General features: G+C 36.8%; 7 protein-coding genes. 5 read left to right on the top strand and 2 right to left on the bottom strand.

The features are described 5' to 3' along the window. Window positions 1–98: 98 nt before the first annotated feature. A complete protein-coding gene (locus tag ACT5E3_RS10315; RefSeq protein ID WP_444998223.1) occupies window positions 99–2411 on the bottom strand; it encodes a S9 family peptidase in 2313 nt (770 codons plus the stop codon). Window positions 2412–2674: 263 nt separating this feature from the next. On the opposite strand from ACT5E3_RS10315, the gene ACT5E3_RS10310 reads away from it, so the two are divergent. The 3 genes from ACT5E3_RS10310 (at window position 2675) to ACT5E3_RS10300 (ending at window position 9505) form a co-directional block, all read left to right on the top strand. Continuing rightward, window positions 2675–2983, top strand: a complete 309-nt coding sequence (locus ACT5E3_RS10310) for a hypothetical protein (protein ID WP_444998222.1) — start codon at window positions 2675–2677, stop codon at window positions 2981–2983. After that, window positions 2983–6048, top strand: a complete 3066-nt coding sequence (locus ACT5E3_RS10305) for an immune inhibitor A domain-containing protein (protein ID WP_444998221.1) — start codon at window positions 2983–2985, stop codon at window positions 6046–6048. Before ACT5E3_RS10310 ends, ACT5E3_RS10305 begins: the two co-directional genes overlap by 1 nt. Before the next feature lie 508 nt (window positions 6049–6556). After that, window positions 6557–9505, top strand: coding sequence for a proprotein convertase P-domain-containing protein (locus ACT5E3_RS10300; protein WP_444998220.1), 2949 nt, complete (start codon window positions 6557–6559; stop codon window positions 9503–9505). 60 nt (window positions 9506–9565) lie between these two features. Here ACT5E3_RS10300 and ACT5E3_RS10295 read toward each other — a convergent pair whose 3' ends face one another. Continuing rightward, the gene (locus tag ACT5E3_RS10295; RefSeq protein WP_444998219.1) at window positions 9566–10582 is read right to left on the bottom strand and encodes an acetamidase/formamidase family protein; all 1017 of its coding nucleotides are present in this window, start codon (window positions 10580–10582) and stop codon (window positions 9566–9568) included. A 958-nt stretch (window positions 10583–11540) separates the two neighbouring features. On the opposite strand from ACT5E3_RS10295, the gene ACT5E3_RS10290 reads away from it, so the two are divergent. Together ACT5E3_RS10290 and ACT5E3_RS10285 are read left to right on the top strand one after the other, a co-directional pair. Then, window positions 11541–12008: a hypothetical protein gene (locus ACT5E3_RS10290; protein ID WP_444998218.1), complete on the top strand. Its 468-nt coding sequence runs from the start codon at window positions 11541–11543 to the stop codon at window positions 12006–12008. Window positions 12009–12473: 465 nt separating this feature from the next. Continuing rightward, complete coding sequence (locus ACT5E3_RS10285; protein WP_444998217.1) at window positions 12474–13961, top strand: trypsin-like serine protease; 1488 nt, start codon at window positions 12474–12476, stop codon at window positions 13959–13961. Window positions 13962–14018 lie beyond the last annotated feature (57 nt).

Raw genomic sequence — 14018 nt, 5'->3', positions numbered from 1 at the left:
TATTAATAATAGCGAATCAAATAACAATGCTATAAGTTCGGCTATTCGCCAAATAAAGTTGAAAAGCCGAACTTAAAACAATAACAAACAAGTCACTACTATTTTAAATGTTTATTAAAAAAATTAGTCATCATTGTTTTCATGTGTAGAGTCGTACCCTTCCCTTCATACAAGCCATGACTTCGATTGGGATATGACATCATTTCAAACTGCTTATTTAAACTAATTAATTTATTAATGAGTCTCTCGGCTCCTTGATAATGCACATTGTCATCGCCAGTACCATGTATCAATAACAATTGACCTTTTAGATTCTTAGCATGAGTAATAGGCGAACCTTGCTTGTAACCATCGGCATATTCAGGTAGCAGCCCCGAATACCTTTCCTGATAGATGGTGTCATATAATAATTGATCAGGCACTGGTGCTAAAGAAATACCAACATGGTATTGCTCAGGATATCTGAATAACATATTGAGAGTCATTGAGCCACCTCCCGAATGTCCCCAGATTCCAACACGCTGAGTATCAATGTACGACCAACGCTTTGCCATTTCTTTTAAAGCATCAGACTGATCTCTAGAAGATAATACTCCAACCGCGCCATAAATGGACTTTCTCCAATCTCTTCCCTTAGGTGCACGAGTACCACGATTATCAATAGAAGCAACAATATAACCTTGCTGCGTTAATAGTTGGTTCCACAAATAGCGACTACCTCCCCATTTATCTTGCACGGTTTGCCCCCACGGCTCACCATAAACATAAAAAATAATAGGGTATTTTTTTGATTGGGTGAAATTAGCAGGCCGCATGATATAACCATCTAGCACAAGACCATCACGAGCTTTCACTTGAAAAAATTCAGTTTCAGCTTTGTCTAACGTTGCTAATTTATCAATCAACTTTTGATTATTCATCATCACATGCTGAATTTTGTGCTCTTCCACTTTTATCAAGTATTTTTGTGTTGGTTGATCAAAAGATGAATGAGAATGAATTGCCCACTCTCCATTAGCTGACATTTGATATTGATTAAAACCTTTATTTTTTTCAGGTGTTATTCTTTGATTATTTAAGCTTCCATCTAATTTGCTTCGATACAAATAGGCTTGAGAAGGATTGTCTGGCGAGGCAATAAAATAAAGCCATCCACCGACTTCATCAACAGTTTTTATTTTAATAACATCAAATTCACCTGCGGTTAAATTAACAATAGACTTTCCATCTCTAGATATTTTATATAAATGTCGCCAACCGCTTCGTTCACTTTGCCAAATAAAACTTTTACCATTTTCTATCCAACGAGCATCATCAAAAAAATCTAAAAAGGTCTCTTCTGACTCTGTCATTATTTTTTTAGTCTTTCCACTTTTTGCATTCGCTAAATAAAGGTAGTTATGATTTTGCTTTCGATTAACATGCTGAATGAGTATTTGTTCACTGTTACCAGACCAGTTCATTCGAGGTATATACATGTTACGGTTATTCTCAGGTAATTTCATCCAACGAGTTTTTGCTGTTGCTAAATCGACTACACCAATATTCGCTAATGCATTAACCTCTCCAACTTTTGGATAAGGGAACTTGGTCAACGTTGGATATAAATTGTCAGTATTATTGATAATAATAAAGTCTTTGCTGCCTTTAGTGTCCAACTGCCAATAAGCAATTTTTTGACTATTTGGACTCCAACGAAAACCATCTCTAATCAAAAACTCTTCTTCATAAACCCAATCAAATAAGCCATTAATGACGCCGTCTTTTGCATCATTTGTTAGCTGCGTAATTTTTGATGTTAATAAATTTTCAACATAAATATTATTTTCATGAACATAAGCGACTTTTTTATTATCTGGCGAAAATTTTGCGAACATTAGACTACTAGGCTTTGCAACAGTTTTTCCTAATTGAGTCAACTGATCTTTTTTAATGTCTAATAACCAATAATCTCCTCTACTTTTCGAGCGCCAAACTTTTTTGCTATTGGTATAAATTAATAACTTTTTTCGATCTCCCGACCAAATATAATTATCAATGGTTAAAGGTTTATCTGTTCCTTGCGGAATTAATTGTTGGGCACTAATGAGGACTTTTCTTGCTAAAGAATCAGGATCGTATATTACAACATCCTTACCAATACTAATTGTTTTACCATCTTTATCCTCTTTTTTAACTGAAGAATCTTCCAAAATAGTATAGCCACTGCCATCTTCTAACCAGCGTATTATGCCAATACTATCCGAACGAAACTGGCGCTTTTGATAAATGTTATCTAAAGTTAACTGCTTATCTCCTGATGGCTTATTAAGCGACAAGCTAGAATTTAATGAATGCTTACTCTGGCAAGAAATTAATAGACTTAATATAAAAATGAAACTAGCTAATTGACCTTTTTTATTAATATTCATACGACTCACTTTAAACTGTTGGAAACACACAAGTTATTGCACACAATAAACAATTTATATTTTTTTATCAATGCTATGTATTTGCTTATTATTTAGCTTACAAGCTACCAAAACCACTCAATTAATATAACAGCAACCTAAAAACATAACCCAAGCTAAATTACAATGGTAAATAATAGACTATAATTTTCTATATTAATGCCTAGAACATATTCTCATACAGAGATACGATCGTAGATAAATGAAATAATCAGGAAGCCATTGTGAGAGTAACAGTAAAATCCCTTTTTACAACTTGTTTATGTATCTTTTTTTTAAATGGATGCCAGTCAAAAGATGAACCCCCAACAACAACCCCCTCCCCTCAAACAACCACGGATCCCAAAATGGAATCCACCTGCTTGCAAAGTACGTCACCTATTCATGAGCCAAAGAAGATTGAATCAATGCTTTTAAAGCAAGGAACCATTACGGCAGATATGAGCCAAGCTCAAAGAAACCAAATAATTGATGACTTTGTTAAAAGAAAAAACCAAGCGTTTAAAGCTTGTAATACAAAGGGGAAAAAGTAATGATTCACCACTTAAAACAGTTATTAAAAATATCGTTGTTGGGATTAACCACAATCAGCCCAGGAACAGTAATATCAGCAACAGACAACCAATTAAGTCATCCTCCCAAAGATCCTGGAGTAGCCAATTTTGAACGAATTCTTTATTGGCTAGAAAAAAGAGGCGAACTCCCTGCTAATGCTAGTGAACAACAAAAGCAAGCGGCATTAAAAGCTTATACTAATACCGGTTTTTCAATCCCCGATAACTATGTTCATAAAATCAATGGCAAAGCCATTACCAGCGGACGATTAACCAGTCATTTAATAAGTAAAGCCTCAAAATCTAAAAGCGCAGCAACATTGCCTCCGCATGAAGTTAAAGTGCTAACCATATTAATCGACTTTCCTGATCTGCCCTATAATAATAACCGATTAACGGCAAACGACACTAGCATGTATTATGCCGATTATAATGTTCAGCATTATCAAGATCTCATGTTTTCACCCACGGGTTTTACTGGTCCTAGTAACCAAAACTTAAAATCGTCAAACCAATACTACAGCGAAGAGTCAGGTGATAGTTTTTTATTTAATGGGACTGTTTATGGCTGGGTTACCGCAGATAATAATGCAAAAACCTACGGTGAGAACGATCCTGACAATAATGACTCTGATAAAGATGCTCCTTCATTAATCAAAGAAGCCATTACTAAAGCTGTTGCTCAATATAATATTGACCTATCTGAATTTGATCTCATCGACCCTGCAGATTTAGATAATGATGGTATCACCAATGAGCCCGATGGTTACATTGATTATCTCATGGTGTTCCATTCAAGTATTGGCGAAGATGCTGGCGGTGGTGTACTTGGCGACGACGCTATCTGGTCACACCGATGGAATGTTAATAATTATGATATTCCTGGTACTAATTATGCCGCAGCTAATCGAGCTTACCGTGCTCATGATTACACAGTACAACCGATTGATGCGGCTATCGGAGTTGTTTCACATGAGTTTGGACATATGGTCGCTAACCTGAACGATGAGTATGATACCAATGAAAGCCAACCAGGCTCACCAGTGAGTATGTGGTCAATTATGGCAAGTGGTAGCTGGGCTGGCTCAGATATTCCAGGCTCACAACCCACAGGTTTTAGCCCATTAGCCAGAAGTATACTACAAGAACGTTTTGGAGGTAATTGGATTAACCAAACCACTTTAACACTGGATACGATTAAGTCAGCCAATCAAACACTTGATATTGTCGAAGCCATTAAACACGATTCAGGTATCAACCAAATAAAAATAGAATTACCACAGCCCAAACTCATGCGTCACAAACCATTTGCGGGTAATTATCAGTACTTCTCCGGCAATGGTGACTCTCTAGATAATCAGGCAAAGTTCAACCTCACCATTCCAGCAGGTACTCAACATGAACTCAGTATGAAAGCCTATTGGAATATTGAAGTCGACTGGGACTATGTACAAGTATTGATTAATGGCAGCCCGATTGCAGGTAACTATACCAAAGCAACTAACCCAGAATATAACAATGTTTCTAACTATATAACCGGTCTTTCGTCACAACATGGTAACGGTTGGGTTGACTTAACTTATGATGTATCTAGTTACCAAAATCAGACTGTTGAAGTAACCATAAAATATTCAACGGATACAAATACAGGCGGATATGGAATGTTTATTGATAACATTCAACTAACTTCAGCAAGCTCATCAAGTTACAGTGATGATGCAGAAACAGCCAACACAATAACTCTCAATGGTTTCCAGCGAATAGAAAACTACGATGAATTAGGTCAACCACAGAACTACTATGTACAATTAAGAAGCCATAATGGCGTCGATGAAGGTTTAAGTGCAGAATCATACGACGATGGTATAGTCGTTTGGTTTGCGGATACTAATTACAGCAATAACCAAGTATCTTTGCATCCTGGTAAAGGCTTTATTGGGGTTGTTGATTCCGATCAAAATACGATTTCGAGTATAAACTCCGGAGTTTGGTCAACTTATTATCAAATCAGGGATGCAGCTTTTGGCTTGAACACACAAGATGCAAAGCCAGGTGATAATAATCTTACTCCAATAGCAATGTTTGATGATTCTGACGACTATTCAACACCAGGGCAACCAGCTTCAGGTATGCAGCTACCTACCTATGGTTTAAAAATGGAAGTGACTGAACAAGCTGCTGATAGTACAACGGCAAAAGTTATTTTTTCTGCAACTCCGCCAACATTTTCGGCAGATTTCTCCTCCACTATCTCAGCTAAAGTAGTCTCGTTTAATAATCTTACAACAGGGGGTGAAGGCTGGTTAACTTATGACTGGGATTTTGGTGATAATAGTAACCATGCATTTGAGCCATCCCCTTCACATACTTACACAATGAGTGGAGATTACACTGTCACTTTAACAGTGACAGATGAGAACAATACCGTTAAAACATCTCAAAAAACAATCAGTATAGAAGCCACGCCACCTGTAGCGGGTTTCACTTCAAGCTCAACAGGTCTTACTAGCAGTTTCACTAACACCAGTACGGGTGGCGATGGCGCATTAACTTATTCATGGGACTTCGGAGATAGTACTGCGGTAAGTACTGAAGAATCTCCAACACATACTTACGCAGCTTCAGGTAATTACACTGTGGTGCTTACGGTAACAGATAGCAATGAGACCAGCGTCGCACAACAATTAATCAATGTGCAAGCAGCACCAGCGCCAGTTGCCTCATTTACATCATCGGTTAATAATTTATCAGTCACTTTTAATAATACCTCAACCAATGGCGAAGGTAATTTAACTTATGCTTGGGATTTTGGTGATAATTCAACAGTCAATACCAGCCAATCTCCATCTCATAGCTATGCAAGTGCCGGTACTTATACGGTCACTTTAACCGTTACTGATTCATTAAATCGAAACAGTTCCACAACAGCTACAGTCACTGTTACAACACCGCAAGAACCAAGCAGCAGTGGTGGCGGTGGTGGTTTTTCTTGCTTTAGTATACTTTTACTAGGGCTCTTAAGTTTAAGAAAACAAAAACACTAATAACCACTTACATCAATATACAAAACAAAGGGCTATATTTTTAGCCCTTTTTAATACGCAATATTTAAAAATAAATTATACATATTGATTAATATAATTATTTTCAGATTTTTATCTCATATCAGTAAACCAAGTTTCAATTAACTCAATTGACTAAAAATCAAAAAAACATATACCTCAATAATTTTTTTTATAAATGCAAACAATTTTACAAAAAGAAAAATAACTCAAATAACATTATTCCAACTGTGATTAGCATCGCAAATAAAGGCTAGAAATATTGTTAGCATCAATCGGCTCAAATGATTTTTACTGAAACAGTACCATTAATTTTTTGTAAAAAATCGCTTTAGCAAGCAGTCTTAAATCAATATCATAGTAAAAATAATTCGTGCATTTCAAAACATAAAATACCGTGTTATATGGTTTATAAAAACACACTCAACAAATAATTTTAGTTAATAAAATAAAAATACATCATTCATCAATTTTAATAGGAAAAAGACAGATGAAATTTTTTTTAAAAACACCAACATACTTGCTGCTCTCGTTAGCCTTGAGTAATACAAGTAATGCAGCAGAATATGCGCAAAGTGATTTGTGGAATAATGCCAACTCAAATGCTCTAACTTCTTCTGAACAAGCTAAAGGTATTGCTAGTAGTTTAAATAATTATCGTTTAGTACAAAGCACAGCTAAACAATTAACGCGTTTATTAGCAAGCGCACCTGCAAGAGGCAGCAATACGGCAGGTGTGAATATTGACCTACCTCTTCCCAATGGTCAATTTACTCGTTTTGTTATATTTCGCTCAACAATTATGGAACCAGAGTTAGCTGAAAAGTTTCCTTCAATACAAACTTATTGGGGCTACGAACAAAGCAACCCAAAAAATCGTGGACGATTTGATCTCACACCTAATGGGTTCCATGCCATGTTTTCTTACAACGGCGAAAAAATATTGATAGATCCGACCAATCAATCTGGTAACACATACATTAATTATAAAAAAAGCGATACAAAAACAAGTAGCAAACTTGCTAACGAATTAGTCTTAGGCGACACCTTGGCACAAGCAGATATTCATCAACAGTTAGTGCCAACACAACCTGATGGCAAGTTAAGAACTTATCGCTTAGCGGTTGCAACAACAGGGGAATATACTCAACGCTTTGGTGGCACTGTTAGCGGAGGCTTGAGCGCTGTTGTTACAGCGGTAAACCGAGTAAACGAAGTTTATGAAAATGATCTAGCTGTTAAGTTAGTTTTAGTTGGTGATAATGATAAACTCATTTATACCGATCCTAATACCGATCCTTATACCAATGGTAATAATGATATTAATACCAATACAAGAAATATTAACAAAGAAATTGGTTCAGGAAGTTACGATATAGGACACATTTTTCAAACAAGCGGCGGCGGTGTAGCCCAATTGCGTTCGGTTTGTTCTAGCTCAAAAGGTGCTGGATTAACCGGTTCAGCCAACCCAACAGGCGACCCCTTCTACATTGATTATGTTGCTCATGAAATGGGACACCAATTTGGTGGAAACCACACATTCAATGGAACCACTAGTGCCTGTGGAGGCGGAAACCGAGCTTCCAGTGCTGCTTTTGAACCAGGCAGCGGAGCAACGGTAATGGCCTATGCTGGAATTTGTGGCAGCGAAAATTTACAACGCAACTCCGATGCTTATTTTCATACCCACTCTATTACTGAAATTAATAACTTTATTAACGCAGGTGGAAGCTGCTCTACTATAACAAACACAGGCAATACGCCACCAACAGCCGAAGCAGGCGATAATTATACTATTCCAGCCAGAACACCATTTACCTTAGTTGGCACAGCAAACGATGCCGATAGTGGTGATAATCAATTGCTGACTTACGTCTGGGAACAATACGATCTTGGTCAAAGTTCTAGCAGCCCAGCCACAATGGTCGATAACGGAGACAGACCCATTTTTCGCGGTTATTTACCAACCACCGATCCAACCAATACATTTCCTAAGTTAAACGATATTTTAAATGGTACTTCAACACTGGGTATTTCATTACCAACAACCAACCGTGATCTTAATTTTCGTTTAACCGTAAGAGATACGAAAGGTGGCGTAGCAATAGATGACATGCTAGTCAAAGTGAGTAATACAGGCACACCTTTTGCCATTACCGCGCCCACTTCAACTACAACAGCCAATGGTGGACAAACACAGTCGATAGTGTGGGATGTTGCAGGCACCGACGTTTCTCCAATAAACTGTTCACAAGTAGATATTGATTTTTCTAGTGATAATGCGAGTAGTTTCAGCAGCATCGCAACTGCCGTACCCAATAATGGTAATGCGAATGTTGTTATTCCTAACGTCACAACAAATGATGCAAGAATAAAAGTAAAGTGTAGTAATAATATCTTCTTTGCTATGTCAGCTAAATTTAAAGTGGAATCAAATGGTTCTAACCAAGCTCCAGCCTTTAATAACGATCCTTTTAATAAAGCTGATGCAACAATTGATCAAAACTATTCAGCCAACATCGCCAGTGATGCGAGTGATCCAAACGGCGATGTATTAACTTTTAGTAAAATAAGTGGACCGGACTGGTTAAATGTTGCCAGTGACGGAAGCTTAACAGGGATCCCTAACAGTAGTAACTTAGGTAACAATAGTTTTACAGTATCTGTATCTGACGGTAGATTAGATGATAGCGCTACACTCAATATAAATGTCACAGATACAACACCACCCAACGATACCAGTTTTGAAAACACAACGGATGTTAATATTCCCGATAATAATTCTACCGGTGTTACCAGTAGTATTAACTCAACTTATACTGGCGAATCAGGCACGGTAACAGTTGATGTCAATATTCTTCACACCTATCGCGGCGACTTGGTTGTTGATGTTATTCACCCAGATGGAACAGTTTACAACTTACACAACCGAACGGGTGGCTCTGCCAATGACATAATCCAGAGCTACTCCGTTAATGTTGGAGCTAAACCAGGCAATGGAGAATGGAAGTTGAGGGTAAGAGATCTTGCTGGTAGAGATGTTGGAAAAATTGATAGTTGGAAAATAACTTTTGGCGATATTGTTCCTCCTTCAGATACCAGCTTTGAAAATGCTGATAATGTCGACATTCCTGACAATAATTCTCGCGGAGTTACAAGCCCAATCACATCCACCTATACTCAAAATGCAGATCAAATATCAGTTGAAGTTAAGATTGTTCATACCTATATTGGTGATTTGATTGTTGATGTTATTCACCCAGACGGAACGGTTTACAACTTGCATAATCGCGCTGGCGGATCAGCGGATAATATTAACCAAACCTACTCTGTTAATATCGGTGGTAAAGCTGGAAATGGAGAGTGGCAATTAAGAGTAAGAGATCGAGCAAGAAGAGATGTTGGTTATATCGATAGTTGGAAAATCACATTCTAACTAATCAGTGATATCTTTATTATAAAACATTGGGTTAATTTTAACCCAATGTTTTTTATTCTACTGAATATTAATAACTTTCTTCGGTATATGCATTGCCACCAAAACATTTCCATCAACAACTTCAGCTATTTTTAAGTCTGCACTAATTGAACACAGCATGTTTGCTTCATGTTTGCTCAACCCTAAACGAGAAACTAAAAATTCAATCATATAACGTGTCGCTTTCTTTGCTGCTTCATCTAAAGTTAACGCAAATGCAGTAACAGCATAATGTGTACTAGTCTCATATTGTGGCTCCTTAATTTGATGTTTGGGTTTAACCACATTTACTTCATAAATAATATGCATAGGTGCCTCTATAGCAGTACCACTAACTTCTCCATGACCTTGTGCCGCATGTGTATCTCCAATAGAAAATAGAGCCCCTTCAACAAAAACAGGAAAATAAACGGTTGTCCCTTCGACAATATTCGGATCATCCATATTCCCCCCATTAGCACGAGGAGGAATGGTTGATAGCATTTCATCAGTATCAGGTGCAACCCCCATCACACCAGGAAATGGGCTTAAAGGAATTTGAATACCATCAGAAAACTGCGCAAAATTTTTATCTTTAGTCAAGGTGTAGGTTTTAAGATGGCTTTTACCCATTTCTTTCTTTAAATAAGAAAAATGCGGTGAGCTATCTGTCCACCCCCAATCGCCTATTGTTATCTTGTGTAATGTCACAGCAAGAACATCACCAGGCATTGCCCCCTCAACAAAAACAGGTCCGGCAAGCGGATGGCCAAAATCAGTCCAATCAATTAGCCGATAAGCTTCTGTTGTCATTCCAGGCTTTATACGTCTATCAGAAGCTTCTTCTGTAAAAACCTCAATAACAGCGCCGGAAGGAACACTGATAGCAGGTTTAATTGCCCGACTAAACTTGTAATGCTTTTGGTCTGGCTCTATTTTAAATTGAGGAGTCGGTGCTTGCTTTTCCTTATGAATATCTTGAGAGACACAAGCAAGTAAACAAGCAGATAGACTAATCAGAGAGATTATTTTGATCGGTTGAAAGTTGATTTTCATTTTTATTTTTCTCTTTTTAATATGAATAGATAACAACCAATACTAGCAGCCTTACTAAAAAAATACAGCTATTCGGCTGATATAAAAACCATCTAATATCAACAGGTTATCAATCTATATTTTTTATATTAATAAAAATTGGGATTATTTTGACTAACCACTAGGTTTATTTGTACCCACTTCATTTAATTGTTTCTGTGTATAATAAACCCTAAAGCCTGGCTCATAAATTCTTTAACGAACCCTAACTGTTGAAGTGATTCATAAACCATCACTATAGATTGAATGTAACCATATCAACTAATTGATGTAAAACAACACCAGCGATGACCTTAACTTAACTAACTTTCTCATAACGCGTGTTTGCTCAAGCTCACTTGGCATATTTTTTTGCACTTAAACAGCTTATTTTTTTAACCAATAATTTAAAATTTTTACAGTTGTATTAATATCTTTATTTGACTTACTTAGAAAATACCTCTTGGAAATATTTCAAATAGTGTTTTAAAATATTCACAGGCTTGTTGCTATCTTTTTTGATAGCATAGAGAAGAAGTAACCAAAGCGCTTGCGTTATGTTTGAGCGGCTTTACTTTATGTTGTTTTGCAAAATACATCTCATACTCCGTTAAAGACTTATGAGAGTTGTTTTGTCATATTTGAGCTAGCAGTCAAGTTTAAACTCCGTGGTTATTAATCAATAATCGCTAGGTGTACAACAATTTATATATCACGACTAATATATTGATATTATTATATATATCGTCTAAATATTTAATCGGCTTGGCCTATTAATAAGCGAAATAGCTAACATTTCATTCTATGGACGATAAACTTATTAGTGCCATGCTCTCAATGAATCAAAAGTCTTAGCAAAAACATTTACTCAAAAAGTGGCACAGACGCTTTATATTGACTATTTTTAATAACATGAACCACTATATTTTGACGACTTAAAATGAAACTAGCAAAAATAATAGGTATTCTACTTTGTTCTACTTGCTACTCAGTAAACGCCTCGGATATTCAACTTGCAGACAAAATAAGTGATGAGGTAGTGGACTCATTAATTGAAACTTATACTAAGTTTATTAATAGTAATGTCCTTTCTGAAATCTGTGAAAGCAAAAGCTATCTTGCATTAAACTATAATTCCGATAAGGTAAAAAGTGATCTATTAGCTCGTATAAAAACAATCGCTAGGGAACGCGAACTAACTGAATATAATGATAAAGAAATAAGAGAGTTAACTGAGCTTGAGTTTCAAGCATTTTTAGATGGCTCACGTTATGGTGCTTTTATTTCTAAGAATTACCAAATTAAAAGTAGTAAACCAACTTGCTCTCCAGAAGTCATGAAAACTCTAACTGATTCCCAAAAAGATTTATTAGATGAAGGAATTTATATTGTAATGAATAGAAAATAATGTAAATACTATTTAGCAGATAATAATTAAAGCTCATATTTGTATGGGCTTCATAAAAAGTATTTTTATTTAACTATTTTTTCTAATTACAATATTTTCAACCACTTAAACAAGTAAATTCTCTCCTTTACTTTAAGAAACCAATCACTTAGTGATTAAACTTATTGACGACAACATAATAAACAGCACAAAGTCATTATCAGGCTTATCAATCAATGACTTTGTTTTTTTATTTTATAAAACGACTTCAAAAAAACCTTTAAAAACATAGGCAAATTCAAACTCTTATTCAACCGCAAAACAAATATACCAATTTAGTGATATTAGTAATTAAAAAAACATTACCCTATCGACAAAAAACAACCACTTTCGTTATCAAACGATTAAGATTTTATACTCGCCTACGGACATTTAAATCCAAAATAAAAACGTAAAAATATCTAACCCAAGAAATAGGAAACAATTATGAATCAATTTTTACCTTCATTAAAGTTAGCCGCGGGAACATTTGCTGTTTCACTAGTGCTCAGCAGCAGTTTACTGCACGCGCAAGATACTGAAGAAAATCAAGTAGGTGTTGTAAAACCGAGTGCCGACTTTGCAACAATCACTCCTAGTATTGTTGGCGGAAATCCAAGTACACAAGGTGATCGAACTTATCAGGTTTCTCTAGGAAATGGTGGCTGTGGTGGTGCAATTATCGCCGATCAATGGGTATTGACTGCGGCACATTGTATTTCAAGTAGCTGGCCAAGCAGTGTAAGAGTTGGTGTACACAGACTGAGTTCAAATCAAGGTGAAACGCACAATGTTATTGAAAAAATTGTTCATCCAAACTTTAGTAGTGTAGGTTCAGGCTATGATGTTGCACTGCTAAAAGTCAGCGGAACAATCAACAGTAGCTATGAAAGAGCAAAATTACCAACAGCTGCTGTTATACAAGCTGCGGCACAACCTGGCGATATACTAACAGTGTCCGGTTGGGGAAGATTAACCGAAGGTGGCAGCAGTCCAGATGTATTACATGAAGTTGACGTGCCAGTTGTTTCTAACTCAACGTGTAACTCAGCTTATGGTGGTGGTATTAACGATACTATGTTATGTGCAGGTTTAGCGTCTGGAGGCAAAGATGCATGTCAAGGTGATAGTGGAGGCCCAATAGTCGCGGCTTACCAAAACCAAATATATAGCATTGGGGTTGTTAGCTGGGGAGACGGATGTGCACGTCCTAATAAATATGGCGTTTATGCAGACACTTATCGTTTTGTAGATTGGATTAATAGCAAAATTGGAGGCACAACACCTCCTCCACCTCCCGGTGGAAAGGTATTAAAAAATGGCGTACCTGCCACTGGCTTATCTGCTAGCCGAGGCAATGATGTTGTCTACACAATGGAAGTTCCACGCGGGGCGACTAATATCATGTTTGATACTAGTGGCGGAAGTGGTGATGCTGATATGTATGTCAAATTTGGTTCAACCCCTACCGATTCAAGTTATGATTGTCGTCCTTATAAAAATGGTAATACAGAATCTTGTACTGGTAGCCAATCCGGTGGAACTTACTACGTTCGCGTAAAAGCCTATTCTACTTTTTCTGGTGTTAGTTTAGTAGGCAAATATACTGATGATGGTACCCCTCCTGGTAATGATCCAATTAATAGAACTGAAACGGTGTCAGTTGCTCGGGGAGAATGGGCACGCTTTACGCAAGTATTACCTGCCGGCTATAAAGATTTAAAAGTCAGCATTTCGGGTGGTTCTGGTGACGCTGATTTATATGTACGTAAAGGCGCGGCCTCTACGACATCTTCTTATGATTGTCGTCCCTATAAAAACGGTAATAGCGAAAATTGTGACTTCACTAATCCAGGCGCAGATACCTGGCATATTGATGTTCGTGGTTATACAGCAGCTTCTGGTGTTACTTTAAATATAAAAGCTAACCCATAATTAAAAGCTTAAAAAAGCCATTCATTTTACATGAATGGCTTTTTACTAACGCATAAC

It is taken from the genome of Aliikangiella litoralis, assembly GCF_052495765.1.
Note: the sequence above shows the minus strand (reverse complement) of the source record. Positions and strands in the feature narration are given on the sequence as shown.